Source organism: Paenibacillus sp. J31TS4 (genome assembly GCF_018403265.1).
GTDB lineage: Bacteria > Bacillota > Bacilli > Paenibacillales > NBRC-103111 > J31TS4.
On the sequence record NZ_BOSI01000002.1, the window covers coordinates 673,600 to 693,304 of the forward strand.

Annotated in this window: 14 protein-coding genes; 12 read left to right on the plus strand and 2 right to left on the minus strand. The window is 63.3% G+C overall.

Annotated features, from left to right (window positions below):
* The first annotated feature begins 72 nt into the window (after positions 1-72).
* The 3 genes from dnaJ to KJS47_RS13855 all read left to right on the plus strand — a co-directional run bounded on the left by dnaJ (position 73) and on the right by KJS47_RS13855 (position 1,945).
* Positions 73-1,194 carry a molecular chaperone DnaJ gene (dnaJ, locus tag KJS47_RS13845; RefSeq protein ID WP_213525619.1) on the plus strand — a complete coding sequence of 374 codons (1,122 nt, stop codon included), beginning with the start codon at positions 73-75 and terminating at the stop codon, positions 1,192-1,194.
* Between the two features lie 227 nt (positions 1,195-1,421).
* Complete coding sequence (locus KJS47_RS13850) at positions 1,422-1,577, plus strand: YfhD family protein (protein WP_213525620.1); 156 nt, start codon at positions 1,422-1,424, stop codon at positions 1,575-1,577.
* On the plus strand, positions 1,574-1,945 hold the full coding sequence (locus KJS47_RS13855) for a hypothetical protein (protein WP_213525621.1): 372 nt from the start codon (positions 1,574-1,576) through the stop codon (positions 1,943-1,945). The genes KJS47_RS13850 and KJS47_RS13855 overlap by 4 nt, the downstream gene beginning before the upstream one ends.
* A 99-nt stretch (positions 1,946-2,044) precedes the next feature.
* Here KJS47_RS13855 and KJS47_RS13860 read toward each other — a convergent pair whose 3' ends face one another.
* The gene (locus tag KJS47_RS13860) at positions 2,045-2,908 is read right to left on the minus strand and encodes an AraC family transcriptional regulator (protein ID WP_213525622.1); all 864 of its coding nucleotides are present in this window, start codon (positions 2,906-2,908) and stop codon (positions 2,045-2,047) included.
* Positions 2,909-3,124: 216 nt separating this feature from the next.
* On the opposite strand from KJS47_RS13860, the gene melA reads away from it, so the two are divergent.
* The 6 genes from melA to KJS47_RS13890 all read left to right on the plus strand — a co-directional run bounded on the left by melA (position 3,125) and on the right by KJS47_RS13890 (position 9,111).
* The gene (gene melA / locus KJS47_RS13865; RefSeq protein WP_213525623.1) at positions 3,125-4,423 is read left to right on the plus strand and encodes an alpha-glucosidase/alpha-galactosidase; all 1,299 of its coding nucleotides are present in this window, start codon (positions 3,125-3,127) and stop codon (positions 4,421-4,423) included.
* 195 nt (positions 4,424-4,618) lie between these two features.
* Positions 4,619-5,644, plus strand: a complete 1,026-nt coding sequence (gene prmA, locus KJS47_RS13870) for a 50S ribosomal protein L11 methyltransferase (RefSeq protein ID WP_213525624.1) — start codon at positions 4,619-4,621, stop codon at positions 5,642-5,644.
* An 18-nt stretch (positions 5,645-5,662) separates the two neighbouring features.
* On the plus strand, positions 5,663-6,361 hold the full coding sequence (locus KJS47_RS13875) for a site-2 protease family protein (RefSeq protein ID WP_213525625.1): 699 nt from the start codon (positions 5,663-5,665) through the stop codon (positions 6,359-6,361).
* A gap of 91 nt (positions 6,362-6,452) precedes the next feature.
* Positions 6,453-7,211: a 16S rRNA (uracil(1498)-N(3))-methyltransferase gene (locus KJS47_RS13880; protein WP_213525626.1), complete on the plus strand. Its 759-nt coding sequence runs from the start codon at positions 6,453-6,455 to the stop codon at positions 7,209-7,211.
* 5 nt (positions 7,212-7,216) lie between these two features.
* Positions 7,217-8,557, plus strand: a complete 1,341-nt coding sequence (gene mtaB, locus KJS47_RS13885) for a tRNA (N(6)-L-threonylcarbamoyladenosine(37)-C(2))-methylthiotransferase MtaB (RefSeq protein ID WP_213525627.1) — start codon at positions 7,217-7,219, stop codon at positions 8,555-8,557.
* A gap of 107 nt (positions 8,558-8,664) precedes the next feature.
* A complete protein-coding gene (locus KJS47_RS13890) occupies positions 8,665-9,111 on the plus strand; it encodes an NUDIX hydrolase (protein WP_213525628.1) in 447 nt (148 codons plus the stop codon).
* A 25-nt stretch (positions 9,112-9,136) separates the two neighbouring features.
* On the opposite strand, the gene KJS47_RS13895 is transcribed toward KJS47_RS13890, so the two are convergent.
* Positions 9,137-10,090: a Na/Pi cotransporter family protein gene (locus KJS47_RS13895; protein WP_213525629.1), complete on the minus strand. Its 954-nt coding sequence runs from the start codon at positions 10,088-10,090 to the stop codon at positions 9,137-9,139.
* A 76-nt stretch (positions 10,091-10,166) separates the two neighbouring features.
* Here KJS47_RS13895 and KJS47_RS13900 point away from each other — a divergent pair, with 76 nt between their 5' ends.
* The 3 genes from KJS47_RS13900 (at position 10,167) to addA (ending at position 19,705) form a co-directional block, all read left to right on the plus strand.
* Positions 10,167-11,546, plus strand: a complete 1,380-nt coding sequence (locus KJS47_RS13900; RefSeq protein ID WP_213525630.1) for a class I SAM-dependent rRNA methyltransferase — start codon at positions 10,167-10,169, stop codon at positions 11,544-11,546.
* A 337-nt stretch (positions 11,547-11,883) separates the two neighbouring features.
* Positions 11,884-15,549: a helicase-exonuclease AddAB subunit AddB gene (gene addB / locus KJS47_RS13905; RefSeq protein ID WP_213525631.1), complete on the plus strand. Its 3,666-nt coding sequence runs from the start codon at positions 11,884-11,886 to the stop codon at positions 15,547-15,549.
* On the plus strand, positions 15,536-19,705 hold the full coding sequence (gene addA, locus KJS47_RS13910; RefSeq protein WP_249716371.1) for a helicase-exonuclease AddAB subunit AddA: 4,170 nt from the start codon (positions 15,536-15,538) through the stop codon (positions 19,703-19,705). The genes addB and addA overlap by 14 nt, the downstream gene beginning before the upstream one ends.

Genomic DNA, 19,705 nt, shown 5'->3' on the forward strand with positions numbered 1-19,705 from the left:
CCGGGAAAGCGGCTAACGCGGATCGAAGCGGCGGAACGCCTCGGTCTCCCGGATTCCTTAAGGGGTGAAACGGTGGATAAACGTGATTATTATGAAGTGCTCGGAGTAAGCCGGGAAGCGGCGCCCGAGGAAATCAAAAAATCGTTCCGCAAGCTGGCCCGCCAGTACCATCCGGACGTCAACAAGGAGCCGGATGCGGAGGCGAAGTTCAAGGAAGTCAAGGAAGCGTATGACGTGCTGAGCGACGAGCAGAAGCGCGCCCAATACGACCAGTTCGGCCATATCGACCCGAACCAGGGACCAGGCGGCTTCGGCGGCGGGATGGACTTCGGCGGCTTCGGCGACATTTTCGACATGTTCTTCGGCGGAGGCGGCGGCGGACGTCGCAATCCGAATGCGCCGCAGCGAGGGAACGATCTGCAGTACGCGATGACGATCGAGTTCAAGGAAGCGGTGTTTGGCAAGGAAACCGACATCACCATTCCGCGGACCGAGGACTGCGATACGTGCCACGGTACGGGAGCCAAGCCCGGAACGCGGCCGGAGACGTGCTCCGTCTGCAAAGGCTCCGGCCAGCAGGAGGTCATACAGAACACGGCGTTCGGCCGGATCGTCAACCGGCGGGTGTGCAACCATTGCGGCGGCTCCGGCCAGATCATCCGCGACAAATGCGGAGACTGCCAAGGCACGGGCAAGGTGAAGCGCAGCCGGCGGATCCACGTGAAGATCCCGGCAGGGGTCGACGAAGGCGCCCAGCTCCGCGTATCCGGCGAAGGCGAGCCGGGATCCAAGGGAGGGCCGCCCGGCGATCTGTACATTGTCATCCGGGTGAAGCCGCACGAATTCTTTGAGCGGGACGGAGACGATATCTACTGCGAGGTGCCGCTGACGTTTGCACAGGCGGCTCTGGGAGACGAGATCGAAATTCCGACGCTGACCGAGAAGGTTAAGCTCAAGATTCCGGCGGGCACGCAGACGGATACTCATTTCCGGCTCAAAGGAAAGGGCGTACCGCGGCTGCGCGGATACGGCCAGGGCGACCAGCATGTCAAGGTCGTGGTCGTGACGCCGCGCAATCTGAGCGAGGATCAAAAATCGCTGCTTCGCGAGTTTTCGAATGCGAGCGGCGAGCATACGAACGAGCAGCACGAGTCGCTGTTCGATCGCATGAAACGAGCGTTTCGCGGCGACTGAGGCGTAGCTTCCATCGCGGCAACAGGAAGTCCGGCATTCCGGGGAGAGGGTCTCTCTCACGGGATGCCGGACTTTTTGTCGTTCTAGCTTCGTTTGGTGCAGCTCGAGTCTGCAATCCGTATCCTCCGGCTTACATAATTGGCGAATTCGGGCAAATACTAAGGCATGGCAGCGGGGCCGGCAAGTGACGAACGGTCCGAATCTGGCTGACGGAGGGATACCAAACCATGAAGAAGAATGGCAACGAGTGGCACGAGGAGGTCGGCAAGCTGCCGACGGCCCGCAGCGAGGATGTGGAATATGCGGAGGAGCTGGCGGACGCGGACGACCGGGAAGCCCAGGAGCGTGCAGACGCGGCGGAGGAAAGGGTGACGGGCGAATGAGCGAGCGGGCGATTCTGGCCTACTTCCACACCCCTGAACAGGCCGAAGCGGTGGCGGCCAAGCTGAAGGCGATGCGGGCCATTGATCTGCAGATCGACCGAATCAGCCGGTACCCGGGGGAAGCGGTCGACGAGCCGGTCAACCCGATTACCGGCAACATCACCAGCCTCGCGGGGCTGACGATGGATGCCGACATCTCGGAGCGCAGCGCCGGCATTCTGATGGCGGCCGACCCGAGCGCGAGCGGCATGAGCGACGGCGGCCAGGGCGGACCGACCGGGAGGGATATTCTCCTGACGGCGGTTATGGACGAGAGCACCTTTCATCAGGCGCTCAAGCTGATTCGCGATAGCGGCGGCATGGCGTAGCCGGCAGGACGGCAAGCGGACGCGGATACGCGCCGCAGCAAGCGTAAGATAGCGGCAGCCCGTCTCGGGAGAGATGGGCTGCCGCTTTGTTCGTTAAGGCTACCGACAGTAGGGATCCTCCCGATCCTGCTGCTCCCGGTAGGCCGTGGGAGAGCAGCCGTACCGCTTCTTGAACTGCTTGGAGAAGTAAAGCGGATCCGGAAAGCCTACGGAGGAAGCGATCTGCTCGATGGACAGCGGCTCCCCCAAGAGTCGGCGGGCGCGGTCCATCCGGAGGTTAAGCAGGAACTGGGAGGGTGATTGCCCCGTGTATTCCTTGAACATTTTGGACAAGTGGGTACGGTGATAGCCGAGCGACACCGCCATCTCCTCGATGGAGATGGGCTGGGTGTACTGCAGGTTCATCCAGCGGATCGCCTGATCGATCTGCCGCCGGATCGCCGGCTGGGCCGTGCTGCCTGGCGCCGTCTGCGGTGAGGCGCGCCAATAGTGGGACAGAATGCCGCGCAGGAGGCCGCCCGCCTCGAGATCCCCGGCTTCGTCCTCGCGGGCGAGGGCGCGCTGTAGACGTGCATACTGCACCGTCAGACGCCGTACGTCGGAGGCTGTCATAACCGGACTGCCGGCCGATAGGCCCATCCGGCTCAGCAGCTCGTCCGCACGGCCCCCGCGGAAGCCCACCCACCGGTACGCCCACGGATCGTCACCGTCGGACTCGTAGAAGACGAGCTCACCGGGGAGGATGAGGAAGCTTTGGCCTTTACCGAGCGAGTAGGTGGTGCCGCGGCACATAAAGGTGCCTCGCCCCTTCTCGATGTGATGAATGAGGTAATAGTCGAGCACCTGCGGCCCGGCCCGGTGCAGCGGTTCGGTCTGGGCGCTGCCTCCGAAGAGGACGGTCAGCTCACCTTTGTCGGGATAAGGATTGATTGCCACGGAATGGCTTGGCTTAGCGGGTTCCATCGCCTGGTTCTCCTTTCTCTGGTCTATGGATTGGATTCGACTCAACTTTTCTCTACTGTCTCTATCTTGCCCCGGGCCAGAGGGATCTGGCAAGAGGCGACCTGGCAGAATCCTACATTCGTCCATATCTTCCTTGTTTGCGTCCATATGCCGCGGCATAACACGGCGGTATAGTAAGAGGGAAGAACCGAACAAGAACCCGAGAGGATGAACCGCATGTCGAAATTGACCTTTTTAGGAGCGGGCAGCTCCGTATTCGCCAAGAATGTGCTGGGGGATACGATGCTCACGCCGTCGATGCAGGGCTTCGAGCTCGCGCTGTACGATATCGATCACGAGCGGCTGAAAGATTCCGAGAACATGCTCAACAATCTGAAGGAATCGCTCGGCAGCACCTGCCGTGTGAAAGCGTATACCGACCGGAAGGAAGCGCTCCGGGGAGCCAAGTATGTCGTGAACGCCATCCAGGTCGGCGGCTACGATCCGTGTACGATTACAGACTTCGAAATTCCGAAGAAATACGGACTGCGCCAGACGATCGCCGATACGGTTGGCATCGGCGGCATTTTCCGCAACCTGCGGACGATCCCGGTCATGCTGGACTTCGCCCGCGACATCAATGAGGTATGTCCGGACGCCTGGTTCCTGAACTATACGAACCCGATGGCAGTGCTGACCAATGTCATGATCACCCATGGCGGCGTCAAAACCGTCGGTCTCTGCCACAGCGTGCAGGCGTGCATTCGGCACTTGTTCTCCAACCTCAACCTCGATATGGAGGGTGTGCAGTCCAAGATCGCCGGAATTAACCACATGGCGTGGCTGCTCGAGGTTACCCGCGACGGCGTGGATCTCTATCCGGAGATCAAGCGGCTCGCCCGCGAGAAGCAGAAGGAGCTGCACCACGACATGGTGCGCTACGAGCTCATGTTCAAATTCGGTTACTATGTAACCGAGTCGTCCGAGCATAATGCCGAGTATCACCCGTATTTCATCAAACGGCAGTATCCCGAGCTGATCGAGAAGCTGAACATTCCGCTCGACGAATATCCGCGCCGCTGCGTCCGCCAGATCGAACGGTGGAAGACGATGCGCGACGAGCTCGTGAACAACCGGAACCTCGAGCATACCCGCTCGCACGAGTATGCCTCCTATATGTTCCATGCCATGGAGACGAACGAGCCTTACCGGATCGGCGGCAACGTCATGAATACCGGGCTCATTACGAACCTGCCGAAGGAAGCGTGCGTTGAGGTAACCTGCCTCGTCGACAAGAACGGCGTGACGCCGACCTACGTCGGCGATCTGCCCCCCCAGCTGGCGGCGCTGAACCGCACCAACATCAACACACAGCTGCTCACGATTGAAGCCGCCATTACCGGCAAGAAGGAACACATCTATCATGCGGCGCTCCTTGATCCGCATACGTCGGCGGAGCTGTCGATGGATGAGATCGTCTCCCTGTGCGACGAGCTGATCGAAGCGCACGGCGACTGGCTGCCCAAGTATCGCTAAAATCCACCGCTATCACGTCCTCCATCAAGCAGGCTGCTTTTCGCGGGTTATCTTCGCGAAAGACAGCCTGCTTTTTTGCTCCTAGACGCTGCCGCCGTCCTCGTCCTTCCCTTTGCGTGGACAGCTATAGTACAATAGGGACATTCTGTCGGATGTTTCCCTGGGGGAAGACGTTCGGTTGGGGAGGTACGGCTTTTGCGCTGGCATGAAATAACGATTGAAACGACCGAAGAAGCGATTGAGATGATCTCGAATTTTTTGCATGAGCTCGGTGCGGGCGGCGTCTCCATTGAGGAATCGGGAACGTTGAACAAGCAGAGGGACACCTCGCTCGGTGAGTGGTACGAGCTCCCGCTGAACGATATTCCGGAAGGACAGGCGGAGATCAAAGGCTATTTCGCCATCGAGAGCGAAATCGACGCCATACTCGCGAGCCTGATCGATTCGATCACCCGCCTGTCGGGTGAAATCGGCATCGATACCGGCAAGGCGGCCGTCTCCGTGCAGGAGGTGGACGACGAGGACTGGGCGAACGCCTGGAAGCAGTACTTCAAGCCGGTCCGCATTACGGAGCGCATGACGATCAAGCCGTCCTGGGAGGAGTATGAGCCGTCTTCGGACGAGATCATCCTCGAGCTGGACCCGGGCATGGCGTTCGGTACCGGCACGCACGCGACGACGGCGCTCTGCCTCCGTACACTGGAGAGCGTGGTGAAGGGCGGCGAGGATGTTATCGATGTCGGCACCGGCTCCGGCGTGCTGGCAATAGCGGCAGCCAAGCTGGGTGCCCGTCATGTGCTCGCGCTCGATCTCGACCCGGTCGCCGTCTCGAGTGCGACCGAGAATACGCACCTGAATGGGCTCGAGGACCGGATTACGATCCGGCAGAGTGACCTGCTCGGTGCGATCGGCGGACCGGGAGCCGCCACTGTCCACGGCGAGGAAGGGCTGCCGAGCGTAGGCAGGCCCGAGCCGATCCGGGAGGGGATGGGCGTCCGCATGCCGGTCCAGCTCGTCGTGGCCAACATTCTGGCCGACATCATCCTCCTGTTCGTCGCCGATGTGCACAAGGCGCTGGAGACCGGGGGGCTTTATATCGCCTCCGGCATTATTACAAGCAAGCAGGTGGAAGTGGAGCGCGCGCTGGAAGCGGCCGGCTTCGCGATCGAGCAGCGGAATAAGGAAGAAGATTGGGTAGCGCTCGTTGCCCGCAAGCTATAGGGACGGGGGACGAATCCTTTGAACAATTTCCTCGCTTTCTCATTCGACCAGCTGCCTTTTGTCTTCTTGGCGCTGATCTTGGCCTTTACGCTGCACGAATTCGCCCATGCGATCACCGCGGACAAGTTCGGCGACGACACGCCCCGCTCGATGGGGCGGGTCACGCTCAATCCCGCCGTTCACCTCGACGTGCTCGGCACGATCCTCATCTTCCTCGTCGGCTTCGGCTGGGCGAAGCCGGTACTCATCCGGCGGAGCGCCTTCAAGAAGCCGCGCCTGATGAGCGTGATCGTGTCGGTCGCCGGACCGCTGGCGAATCTGCTGCTCGCGTTCGTCGGCATGCTGATCATGTATCTGCTCGCCAACTACGGCGTCTTCGAGACGATGAGCCCGGGCCTACGCAACGCGGTCCTGTTGTTCCTCGTGCTGCTGATCCGGCTCAACTTCGTGCTGTTCCTGTTCAACCTGCTGCCGCTGCCGCCTCTCGACGGGTACCGGATTCTGCAGGAATTTCTGCCGCTGCGGGCCCGGCTGGCGGTGCAGCAATACGAGCAGTGGGCGGTTTATCTGTTCCTGCTGTTCGTCTTTATCCCGCCGCTTTATTCCAAAACGATTGGGGCGTGGCTCGCTCTGCGCTACCCGCTGCGCGAGCTGCTTGACGCGCCGCTGCGGGCACTGTTCGGGTCGGGCATCGATTGGATTATGCTGGGACTCTAGCCATTGGCCGGGAATGCCGCTTGTTGGTGGCGTTCGCCGGCCAAAAGTTGTATGATGAAGGATGATCGCCAAACAAGGAGTGCAAGCATCCATGCAGCGTTATTTCGTACCGGCGCAGCAAATGAAAGCTGACGTCGTGCATATAACCGGGGACGACGCCCACCACCTGACACGTGTCATGCGTGCGAAGCCCGGAGACGAGGTCATCGCCGCGAACGGCGCGGACCGGGAGGTCCTCGTCCGCATCCGGGAGATCGAGAAGGAGGCCGTCGTCGCCGACATCGTCGAGGAGCGGCCGCTCAGCGGGGAGTCCCCCGTGACGGTATGGATCGCCCAGAGTCTGCCGAAGGGCGACAAGATGGAGACCGTCATCCAGAAGGGAACCGAGGTGGGCGCCGCCCGGTTCCTTCCTTTCTTGTCCGAGCGGACCGTCGTCCAGTACGACGCCCGCAAGGAAGCCAAGCGGCTTGACCGCTGGCGCAAAATCGCCAAGGAGGCCGCCGAGCAGGCGCACCGGAGCCGGATTCCCGAGGTGGAGGCGCCGCTTTCCTGGAAGGAGCTGCTCGCCTTGGCGGGACAGGCAGATCTCGCGCTGCTTTGCTACGAGAAGGAAGAAGGCCGCAGCTTCAAGGAATGGCTGCGCGCCCAGTTCGCGCCGCCGGCCGGACCGGCGCAGACGGTGCTGGTTGTGATCGGCCCCGAAGGCGGCTTCACCGAGCGCGAGGCGGAGGAAGCGCAGGCGGCCGGGTGCCGGACCGTCAGCCTCGGCAGCCGGATTCTCCGCACCGAGACCGCCGCCCTTGTGGCGCTGACCTGCATCATGTACGAGACCGGAGAGATGGGAGGATAATTGCAATGCCAAGCGTTGCTTTTCATACACTGGGCTGCAAAGTGAACTACTACGAAACGGAAGGGATCTGGCAGCTGTTCAAGCAGGAGGGGTACGAGCAAGTCGACTTCGAGTCGACGGCTGACGTCTACCTGATCAATACGTGCACCGTCACCAATACGGGTGACAAGAAGAGCCGGCAGGTCATCCGCCGTGCCATTCGCCGCAATCCGGACGCCATCATCGCCGTAACCGGCTGCTATGCGCAGACGTCTCCGGCGGAGGTGGCGGCCATTCCCGGAGTCGATCTTGTCATCGGCACCCAGGACCGCGACAAAATCATTCCGCTGGTCAACCGGTTCCGCGAGGAGCGGCAGCCGATCAACGCCGTCCGCAACATCATGAAGACGAGGGAGTTCGAGGAGCTGGACGTACCGGAATTCAGCGACCGGACGCGGGCGTTCCTCAAGATTCAGGAGGGCTGCAACAACTTCTGCACCTTCTGCATCATTCCTTGGTCGCGGGGGCTGCTGCGCAGCCGCAAGCCGGACAGCGTCCTCCGGCAGGCCCATCAGCTCGTTCATGCGGGCTACAAGGAGATTGTGCTGACCGGGATTCATACCGGCGGCTACGGGGAGGACCTCGAGGGCTACAACCTGGCCGCCCTGCTCCGCGATTTGGACAAGGTCGACGGGCTGCGCCGCGTGCGGATCAGCTCGATCGAAGCGAGCCAGATCACCGAGGAGGTGCTGGATGCGCTCGGCTCTTCAGACAAGATGTGCCGGCACTTCCATATCCCGCTGCAGGCCGGAGACGATACGGTACTGAAGCGGATGCGCCGCAAGTACACGACGGCCGAGTACGGGCGCAAGATCGACCTGATCCACCGGATTATGCCGGATGCGGCTATCACGACGGACGTCATCGTCGGCTTCCCGGGGGAGACGGACGAGATGTTCCGGGCGGGGTACAGGTTCATGGAGCAGATGCAGTTCGCAGAGATGCATGTCTTCCCGTACTCCAAGCGGACCGGGACGCCTGCTGCGCGGATGGAGGATCAGGTGGACGAGGAGATCAAGAACGCGCGCGTACACGAGCTTCTCGACCTGTCGGAGCGGCTGCAGCTCGCTTACGCTCAGCCGTTCGTCGGCCAGGTGCTGGAAGTCATTCCGGAAGGCCCCTTCAAGGAAGCTCCGGACAGCGGCCTGCTGGCGGGCTATACCGACAACTACATCCAGGTCGTCTTCCCGGGGACCGAGGATATGCTGGGCAAGCTCGTCAAGGTCAAGCTGACCGAAGCGGGCGTAAACGAATGCCGCGGCAGCTTCGTCCGCGTGCTGGACGAGGATCGGGCAGCGGTCGTCTAGCACCGTCCGTTAGAAGAAAAACGCGTGTGAGGATTTCGCTGCCGTCCGGGAGGACGGAGCGGAATCCTTCTTGTTTTGTCCATACAAGAGAAGAGGAGAGAGGAAGGATGAAGGTGAAGGAGCTGTCGGCAGGCGGCGTTGTGTACCGCAGGAAGGGCGGCGCGCTCGAAATCCAGATGATCCAGGACCGGTTCGGCAAAATTACGCTCCCGAAGGGCAAGCTGGAAGAAGGGGAGACGGTCGAGCAGGCGGCGCTGCGGGAAATCGAGGAGGAGACGGGCATCCGGGGTACGATCCGGTACCCGCTCGAAGTCGTGGGATACCGGTATACCCATCCGGATCGGGGCGAGGTGGACAAGGAGGTCCATTATTTCCTCGTGGAGGCGCTGGACGGCGAGCTTCAGGCCCAGATCGAGGAAATCCGCGGCGTCGAATGGCTCTCGCCCGACGAGGCGTGGAGCCAGCAGTGCAGAGCGGGCTACGACAACAATGTTTCCGTAGTGGAGAAAGCCCTGCTCAAGCTGAAGGCGGAAGGAGCGGCGGAGAGCCGCTGACGAGAGCAGCCGATAGGAAGGCGCCTCACGTCAGCCTTCGGATCAGAGGGGTATAGCAGAGAGGCAGCGCGACGAGTGAGCTGACGATGTTGAAGATCGTCTGGGCATGGGCGATCTGGGTGGCTGGGGCATCTGCCAGGTAGCTCACTCCGTTAGCGAGCACGGACAGGAGCGGATAGAAGAGCACGGCGCCGCCTACATTGAGCAGGATATGGGACCAGGCAACATAGACGCCGTACCGGCTGCCGCCGATGCTCGCCATCAAGGCAGTGACGCACGTGCCGACATTCGCGCCGATCGTAATGGCGATGCCGACTTCCGGGCTGATCGCCTGGACCGAGGCGAGGCCCATCGCCATCGTGATCGTCACGACGCTGCTGTGGATCAATCCGGTCAGCACCGCTCCGGCAATCATCGCCCAGAGGAGGCTGCTCTTGGCTTGGTCGACGAACCAGCCGAACAAGCCGAGTGACCGCAGCTCGGGCAGAATGGACTGCATAACCTCCATGCCGAGCAGCAGACAGGCGAATCCGCATACGGCGAGCGAGACGTAGCGGAGATGATGGCTCCACAGTTGGGGCTTCGACCGCAGCTCGGGCAGCAGATAGCTCAGCAGGAAGAGGGCGAGCGAGACGGCGAACAGGCCGGGTGCGTTCTTGCCGAGCTGCAGGCCGATCAGCTCGGTGGTGAGGCACGTGCCGATGTTCGTGCCGAGGATGATCCCGAGCGATTGCGGAAAGGTCATTAGGCCGGTATTGACGAGTCCGATCGCGATGACGGTGACGGCGGTGCTGCTCTGCATAGCGGCGGTCAGCCCGGTGGAGGCGGCCATGCCGCGGAGCGGAGTGCGGGTGAATCGCTCGAGCGCCGTTTTCAGATGCTGGCCCGCCCATTGGTGAAGCGCCCATTCCATGCTCTTCATGCCGAGCAGGAAGACGGCGAGGCCGAGGGACATGGGGACGAAGAGTGCGGTGAACATGCCGGCTTGTCTCCTTTTTGCTGGAAATGGTTTATGTATATGCGGGACAACCGCCGAACATGATGGGAGGAAGCGTATGGCAGACATATGGCTGAAGCGCAAGCGCAAGCCGCGCACGGAAGAAGGACATCCCTGGATTTATCAGAATGAGGTGGAACGGGTAGAGGGCGAGCCTGAGCCGGGCGCGCTTGTCCGTGTGCGGAACCACAAGAGCCAGCTGCTGGGAACGGGCTATTTTAACGAACGGTCGCAGATCGTCGTACGTCTTGTCTCCTTTGACGAGCTAGCCGAGATGGACACGGCTTTCTTCGAGGAGAGAATCCGCCGCTGTCTGGAACACCGCCGCCGGTTTCTGGAGGACCCTTCATCCTGCCGGCTCGTGTACGGCGAGGCGGATTACCTGCCCGGACTCATCGTCGACAAGTTCGGCGAGGTGCTCGTCGTCCAGCTGCTTACGCTGGGGATGGACAAGCGGCGGGAGGCGATTGTGGAGGCGCTCGTCCGTGTGGTTGGTCCGGCGGGCATCTACGAGCGCAGCGACGTATCGGTCCGGGAGCTGGAGGGGCTGGAGCAGCGGAAAGGACCGCTGTACGGCGACTGTCCGCGGTATGTGGAAATCAGGGAGAACGGCCTAAAGCTGGAGGTCGATATCGAGGAAGGGCAGAAGACCGGATATTTCTTCGACCAGAGGGAGAATCGCGCGATGCTGCAGCCGCTCATGACCGGCTGGGGAGCGCGCAGCGGCATTGAACGCCAGGAGATCCGGGAGGAGAACGGAGAAAGCCGGCTGGTGCCGGTCAACGCCAACGGCAAGGAGGTCACCTTCCCGTACTGGGACGGGGCGACGGTGCTCGAATGCTTCGCGCATACCGGCAGCTTCACGCTGCACGCCTGCCAGTACGGCGCCAAGAAGGTGACGTGCCTCGATGTCTCCGAGCACGCGATCGAAACAGCGAAGCGGAACGTGGAGCTTAACGGCTTCACGGACCGCGTTGAGTTCGTCGTGGCGGACGCTTTTGCCTATTTGCGGGAGCAAGTGCACGGGCTGGACCAGCGGAAGGAGCGCGCGGCAGCCGGCGCGAGCAAGGTCGATACGTCCGTCAAGCTGACCGGAGGCCGGACATGGGACGTCGTCATTCTCGACCCGCCGGCGTTCGCCAAGACGCGCAGCGCCGTTGAGGGTGCCTGCCGGGGCTACAAAGATATCAACCTGCACGGGATGAAGCTGGTCAACGAGGGCGGCTATCTGGTTACCGCGAGCTGCTCGTACCACATGCGGCCGGATCTGTTCCTGGAGACGATTCACGAGGCGGCGACCGACGCGGGCAAGACGCTCCGGCTGATCGCATTCACGGGAGCCGGGAAGGACCATCCCCGCATCCTCGGCGTCGACGAAGGCCATTACCTGAAATACGCGATTTTTGAAGTCCGCAGCAAGAAAACGGCCTCCCGCTGAACCGGCGGCCGCTGCGGAATCTCCATACGAAAGCGGCGCCTTAGTCCGGGCTCATCCGGGCTAGGGCTCTCTGCCGTTTTTCCGGCTGCCGGCAACTGGCAACGAATCGCCTTCGGCTGCTTAAGGCGAACCGCTTTCGGCTGGTCGCAAAGCGCCCCCGGCTCCGCCCCGTGGATCCGCCGAGGCGGACCGGCGAGCGCCGAAGGGCCGGAGTGCGAGCGGTAGGCACGAGGAGATGCTGCCACGGCTTTCCAATGAAGAGGCGAACAAACGATCTCCCCTCTCCCATACGAGTGTGATAGAATAGAAGGATAGAGCAAGAGGGAGGAACAACGGAATGGCACTGCGCTTTGTGATCGGACGGGCGGGAAGCGGCAAGACCGAGAGATGTTTGGACGAAATTAGGAGCGAGCTGAGGAGGGATCCTTCCGGCCCACCCCTTCTGCTGCTCGTGCCCGAGCAGGCGACGTTCCAGGCGGAGCATGCGCTGGTGACGACGCCGGGGATCGCCGGGATGATTCGCGCCCAGGTGTACAGCTTTCCCCGTCTGGCCTGGCGGATCATGCAGGAGACAGGAGGCACCTCCGGCGTGCCGATCGACGCGACAGGCAAGACGATGCTCGTCCAGCGTCTGCTGCACAAGCATGCGGACCGCTTCGAGCTGTTTCACGCTTCCGCGGACAAGGCGGGCTTCGCGGGAGAGGTGCTCGGATTTTTCGACGAGCTGAAGAAGCAGTGCATTCAGGCGCAGGCGTTCTCCGCACATGGCAAGCGGCTGGCTCCGCTCCTCGAGGAGGAGCCCGGTCTGCTGAAGCAGAAGCTCGCCGATTTGCAGACGCTCTACGAGGACTACGAAGCGGCGATGGCCGGCGTCTATCTCGACACCGACAGCTACCTCGACCATATGGTCCGGCAGCTGCCCGCTAGTACGCTGCTGGAGGGGGCCGATTTGTGGGTCGACGGGTTCTTCGGCTTCACTCCTCTGGAGATGCAAGCAATTCTGCAGTGCGCACGCCACGCCCGCTCGGTGACGGTGACGCTCTGTCTCGACCGCCCGTATGAGGCCGGGGACGAGCCCGATGAGCTGGACCTGTTCTATCCGACAGCCGCCGCCATGGCGAGGCTGAGGAGCTGGGCGCAGGGGGCCGGCATCCGGTCGGAGGAGGTCGTCGTGCTGGAGAACCCGACGCCTCCCCGGTACCTGAGCAGCCCGATGCTCGCCCACCTGGAGAGTCAGTTTGACCACCGGCTGTCTGGGCGGACGGAGCCGTACGCGGGCAGTGCGGACGCCCCGTGCAGCCTGTCGGTGAACGCTGCCGCGAACCCGAAGGCCGAGGTGGACGGAGTGGCGAGACGGATGCTCCGGCTGGCCGCCGACGAGGGCGTCCGCTGGCGGGATATGGCCGTCATGGTCCGAGACATGGAAGGATACGGCGAGCGGATCGCCTCCGTGTTCGCCGAGTTCGGCATCCCTTACTTCCTCGATAAGAAGCGAAGCGTGACGCACCATCCGCTGGCCGAATTCGTCCGGTCGGCTCTCGATGTGGCGCTGCACCACTGGCGGTACGAAGCCGTGTTCCGCTGCGTGAAGACGGACTTCTTCCTTCCGCTGGAGGGAGAGGCGGACGGCGTCGCCGTAGGCCGCCATCAGATGGACGAGCTGGAGAACCATGTGCTCGCTTACGGTATCCAGGGCTACCGTTGGAAGGACGAGCGGTCGTGGATGCTGCAGGGTGAGCTGGCGCTGGAAGAGGAGGAGACCGGGCAGCTTCACCGGCCCGATCCGGACTATGTGAGGATGATCCGCCTCTGCCGGAGGCTCGTCACCGGTCCGCTTGAGCGGTTCGAGGAGAGCTTCGGCCGGGCCCGTACCGTCCGGGAGATGGCAGAGGCGCTGTATGTCCTGCTGGATGAGGTTAGGGCGCCGGAGCGGCTAGAGCGCTGGAGCGACGAGGCACTGGGGGCAGGACAGCCGGAGAAGGCAAGAGAGCATGCCCAAATGTGGGACAGGCTGATCGATCTGATCGACCAGCTCGACGAGATGCTGGGGGACGATGCGATGGAGCCCGGGCGCTTCGCCGATCTGGTGGACGCCGGTCTGGACAGCATTCGGCTCGGACACGTCCCCCCCGCCGTCGATCAGGTGCTGATCGGCAGCATCGACCGGACCCGGTCGACCCGGATCAAGTACTGCTTCGTGCTGGGCGTGAACGATGGCGTCATGCCGGCCAAGGTGAATCTCGACGGCATTCTGTCTGAGAACGAGAGGGAGTTTCTGTGCGAGGCGGGGATGGGACTCGCCGACGGCGGGCGGCGCCGGCAGCTGGACGAACAGCTGCTTCTTTACTCGGTCTTCTGCACGCCGTCCGAGCATCTGTGGATCAGCTACCCGCTCGCCGACGACGAGGGCAAGGCGCTGCTGCCGTCCGAGATCGTCAGGCAGGTGCGTGCCATGTTTCCGCTCCTCGCGGAGACCATGCTCCTCGCGGAGCCGTCTCCGGAACAGCCGCTGTCCGAGCAGATGGGCTACGTATCGCCGACGGCGCAGGCGATTTCGTATCTGATCGTGCAGATCAAGCAGTGGATGAAGACGGGGGAGATGTCGCCTTTTTGGTGGGACGTCTACAACTGGTTCGTGACCCGGGACGACTGGCAGGACAAGGTGCAGATGATGACGCGCTCGCTTCAGTTCACGAACAGGGAGGAGCCGCTCGCGCCGGAGACGAGCCGCCAGCTGTACGGAACCCGGCTGCAGGCGAGCGTCTCCCGTATGGAGAAATTCGTCGCCTGCCCGTTCTCGCAGTTCGCTTCCCACGGACTGCGGCTCAAGGAGCGGAGGGTGTTCCGCCTCGAGGCTCCCGATATCGGCCAGCTGTTCCACGCCGCTCTGAGCGGCCTGGTGCAGTCGATCCAGCATGAGCAGGCCGACTGGGCGACGCTTCAGGCGGACGAGCTGCTGGACCGGGCGTCCGAGACGGTGGACCGGCTGGCGCCGCGCCTGCAAGGCGAGATTCTGCTCAGCACGCCGCGCTACCGCTACATCGCCCGCAAGCTCAAGGGCATCGTTGGCCGGGCGACGCTCATTCTCGCCGAGCATGCCTGCAGAAGCGGCTTCGCGCCTGTCGGCCTGGAGCTGGGCTTTGGGCCGGACGAGCCGCTGCCGCCGCTTCGTTTTGAGCTCGAGAACGGCTGCGTGATGGAAGTGATCGGTCGGATTGACCGGGTCGACTCCGCCGTCGGCGAGAGGGGGCTTCTGCTACGGGTCGTCGACTACAAATCCAGCAGCACGGACCTGCGGCTGCCGGAGCTGTACTACGGCCTGTCGCTGCAGATGCTGACCTATCTCGACGTTGTGCTGACCCATGCCGAGCAGTGGCTCGGCCAGCCCGCCTCCCCGGCAGGGGTTCTCTACTTCCATGTTCACAATCCGATCCTCGGCGCGTCGGCTCCGATGACGCCGGAGGCCGCGGACGCCGAGATGCGCAAACGGTTCAAGATGAAGGGGCTCGTGCTGGCCGACAAGGAAGCGGTGCAGCTGATGGACACCAAGCTGGACAAAGGCTATTCGGAGATCATCCCCGTCGCTCTCAAAGCCGACGGAGGCTTTTATTCCAACGCGTCGGTTGCGACGCCTGAGCAGTGGAGCCAGCTGAGGAGCTACGTGCGCGGCACCATCCGGCAAATCGGAACCGAGCTGACGAACGGGGAAGTGGGAATCCGGCCGTTCCGGATGGGACCCAAGGCGGCGTGTACGTTCTGTTCGTTCCGGCCGGTCTGCCAGTTCGATCCGCTGCTGGAGGGGAACCAATATCGGGTGCTGGACCGGCGCACCAAGGACGACGTCTGGGCGTCGCTGGCTCCAGCGGAACCGAGCTCCCAAACGGGAGGGCTGCTGCTGCCGCCAGGCGTGGCAGCCGGACACGAGACGGAAGGGACCGAGGGCGGTTCCATGACGGCGGACAATCCGACAGGAAAGGAGAAGAGGCGTAATGACGGAGCATGACAAGAAAGAACCGAGGCCCGGTCCCGCGACCCGGGACGCCGATTGGGCGGAGACGGGCCGCGGGGACGGTAAAGAGGACCAGATGGTTGACGTCGGAGAGACCGCCGCAGAGATAGCAGGCGACATCGTCCGCGAGGAAGCTGTCCGCCCGGCAGGGGACGGCGCAGCAAGCGTAACCCGGCCGGTGACATCGTCCGCGGTCCCTCCCAAGCCCGCAGGGGCCGTATGGACGGACGGCCAGTGGGAAGCTATCGCGCGCCGGGGCAGCAATATTCTGGTGGCGGCCGCCGCCGGCTCCGGCAAAACGGCGGTCTTGGTCGAGCGGATCATTCGGCGCGTCTCGGACGAGCGCGAGCCGGTTGACGTGGACCGGCTGCTGGTCGCCACCTTCACCAAGGCGGCGGCGTCGGAGATGCGCGAGCGCATCCGCGAAGCGCTTGAGAAGGCGCTGTACGCAAAACCGGACTCCGCGCATCTGCGCCGGCAGCTCGCGCTTCTCGGCCGCGCTTCGATCACGACGCTCCACTCCTTTTGCCTGGAGGTCATTCAGCGGTATTACCAGATGATCCGATTGGATCCGGGATTCCGGATTGCGAACGAGACGGAGACGGACATGCTGAGGCAGGACGTGCTGGAGGAATTGTTCGAGGAGTACTACACGAACGCCGATGCCGCCAGCCCGTTCTGGACGCTGCTCGAATGGTTCGGGGGAGAGAGGAGTGACGAGGCGCTGTTCCGGCTCGTGCTCCGTCTCCACGACGCCTCGCAGAGCCATCCCGACCCCGCAGGCTGGCTGCAGGAGATGGCCGGCCTATTCGATCCGGAGGGAGAGCGGCCGTCCCTCTGGTTCGAGACGCTGCAGCGTGACGTGCGTCTCGAGCTGGAGGGCATGCTCGGGCTGCTGGCGGAAGCGTCCCGTCTGGCGGGGCTCCCCGGCGGACCCGCTCCCTACCTGGTCAATCTGACCGAAGAGAAGGCCGCACTGGCAGAGCTGCTCCAGCTCAGTGAAGGGGAGTGGGAGGCGCTCTACGCCGCGTTCCAGACGGCCCCGTTCGGCAGACTCAAGCCGTGCAAGGGAGACGATCTGGATCCTGCGCTGCAGCAGCAGACCAAGGAGCTGCGCGAAATCGCCAAGACGCGCTTCGCCAAGCTGAAGAGCGAATTGTTCGGGCGGACCCCGGAGGAATACCGGCGCGAGCTCGGCGTCATGCGTCCGCTTATGGAGATGCTGACGGAGCTGACCTTGGCGTTCGGCGACAGGTTTCAGAAGGGGAAGGCCGGCAAGGGCCTGATCGACTTCGGCGATCTGGAGCATTACTGCCTGGCGATTCTGGCCGACCCGGCCTCGCCGCCGGGCGAGCTGAGGCCCTCGCTTGCCGCGCAGGATTACCGGAATCAGTTCGTCGAGATTCTGCTCGACGAGTACCAGGACACGAATCTTGTGCAGGAGGCAATCGTCTCGCTGATCAGCCGGGACGGAGCGGGCAACCGGTTCATGGTCGGAGACGTGAAGCAGAGCATTTACCGGTTCCGGCTCGCCGAGCCAGGCTTGTTTCTGGCCAAGTACAAAAGCTTCGGCTCGGATGGATCCGGAGACGGCGTCCGGATCGACCTGTCGAGCAATTTCCGCAGCCGGCGCGAGGTTGTGGACGGAGTTAACTTCCTGTTCAAGCGGTTTATGAAGGAGACGGTCGGCGAGGTCGCTTACGACCGGGATGCCGAGCTGGTATACGGCGCTTCCTATTACGAGCAGGCGGCCGCAGGCCGCGAGCTGCCGGTCGAGTGGATGCTCATCGACCGCAGCAGGACCGGGCTGGACGAGACGGAAGGCCCGGACGAGCCGGCGGGCGAAGCCGCGGACGGCGAGGGGCCGGAGGCCGAAGCGGGTCTGCCCGACCCCGAGGAGGAAAGACAGGAATGGGAGACCGCACAGCTTGAGGCTCGCAGCATCGGCCTTCAAATCCGCCGGCTGCTCGGTGCGGACGGCGGGAAGCCGTTCCAGGTCTACGACAAACGGGAGAAAGGATTGCGAGATGCCACCTACCGCGATATCGTGATCCTTCTTCGCGCGACCCAGAGCTGGGCGCCCGTCTTCATGGAAGAACTGAGATTGCTCGGCATTCCTGCCTATGCAGATCTGAACACGGGGTATTTTTCCGCGACGGAGGTCGACATCGTCCTCTCGCTCCTGAAGGTGATCGACAACCCTTACCAGGACATTCCTCTCGCAGGCGTCCTCCGGTCGCCGATTCTCGGCTTGTCGGCGGATGAGCTGGCCGCGATCCGGCTCAAGGACCGGAAAGGGTCGTATTACGCGGCTCTGCTCGCCTTTGCCGAGGAAGAGGGCGGCCGCGAGGAGCTGCGCGGCCGGATCGTGCGCTTCCTCCGCCAGCTGGAGGGCTGGAGGACGGACGCGCGGCAGGGCTCGCTGACGGATCTCATCCGGACGCTGTACCGGGAGACGGGCTTTTATGAGTTCGTCGGGGGGATGCCGGGCGGCATCCAGCGGCAGGCGAACCTGCGCGCGCTGCAGGACCGGGCGCGCCAGTACGAGGCGACCTCGTTCCGCGGCCTGTTCCGGTTCCTCCGCTTTGTGGAGCGGATGCAGGAGAGCGGCGGCGATCTGGGAACGGCACGCGCGCTGGGCGAGCAGGAGGATGTCGTCCGGATCATGTCGATCCACAAGAGCAAGGGGCTCGAGTTTCCCGTCGTCTTCGTCGCGGGACTGGGCAAAGGCTTCAACCGGATGGATTTGCAGGCGGCGTTCCTGCTACACAAGGAGCTGGGCTTCGGTCCGCGGTACGTCGATTTGGAGCAGCGGGTGAGTTATCCGTCGCTGCCTACGCTTGCCATTCGCAGACGGATGAAGCTTGAGCTGCTCGCCGAGGAAATGCGGATCCTCTATGTCGCGCTCACGAGAGCGAGAGAGAAGCTGTTCCTGCTTGGGACTGTCAAGTCGCTGGACAAGCAGCTTGCCGCCTGGTCGCGCACCGCCGCTGCCGGCGAGTCCGGCGAGCTCGCGGACGCCGATGTCGCCCAGGCGAAGAGCTATCTGGACTGGGTGGGACCGTCGCTGCTCATGCACGGCGCCTCCAGACAACAGCTCGAAGCGATGGGACGCGAGGAGGCGGAGGGCGTGAAGACGCTTGAGGACCCTTCTCTCTGGAAGCTGCACGTTCTCACCTCGGGGATGCTGCTCGAAGAAGCGGCGGCGGCTCACGACGCGTTGGCCGGGCAGGAAGAGAAGCTCGATGCCGTGCGGCAGCTGAAGCCGGTAGCGAGTCCGCTGACGGAAGAAGGCCGGGAGGTCATGCGCCGACTCGGCTGGGCCTACCGCTGGCCGGCCGCCTCCCGTATGCCGACCAAGACGTCGGTCACGGAGATGAAGCGGAGGAGGGATGCGGAGGAGCTGCTGCAGGGCGGTCCGCTGACCGAACCAGAGGAAGCCAGCCACTTCGCGCCTCCGGCCGAGCCGAGGCCGACCGGGGTTTACCGGAGGCCCAGATTCCGGGAGGACAAGCGGCTGAACGCGGCGGAGCGGGGGACTGCCTACCATGCGGTCATGCAGCGGATGCCGCTTCGGGAAGGGCTGACGAGAGAGGACGTCGGCCGTACCATCGCCGATATGGTCGGCCACCGGCTGCTCACGCAGGAGCAGGCCGATGCGGTGGACGCAGATGTCGTTTGGACGTTCTTCGAGACGCTGGTTGGCCGCCGTCTGCTTCGGGCGCCGCGGGTGCTGCGCGAGCAGCCGTTCAACTACGGCCTGCCGGCCCGCGAGGTGTTCGGGAGCGGCGGCGTTCCCAAGCCGGCCGGTGAAGAGCCCGATTCCGGTGCGCGCCGGAACGAGGAGACGCTCCACGCCGGCTTGGACGACGGGCAGCAGGACGGCGGGGAAGAGACGATCCTCATTCAGGGCGTCATCGACTGCCTGTTCGAGGACGAGGAAGGACTCGTCCTGCTGGACTTCAAGACGGACGCGAGACGCGGCCGGACGCCCGAGGAGATGGCCGCGCGGTACGCGATCCAGCTGGAGCTGTACGGCCGCGCTATTGAGAACAGCTTGAAGAAGCCGCTGACGGAGGCCTATCTGTATTTCTTCGACGGAGCGGCGCTTGTGAGCGGCACGGATATCCGGAAACCGGAGGAGGAGTAA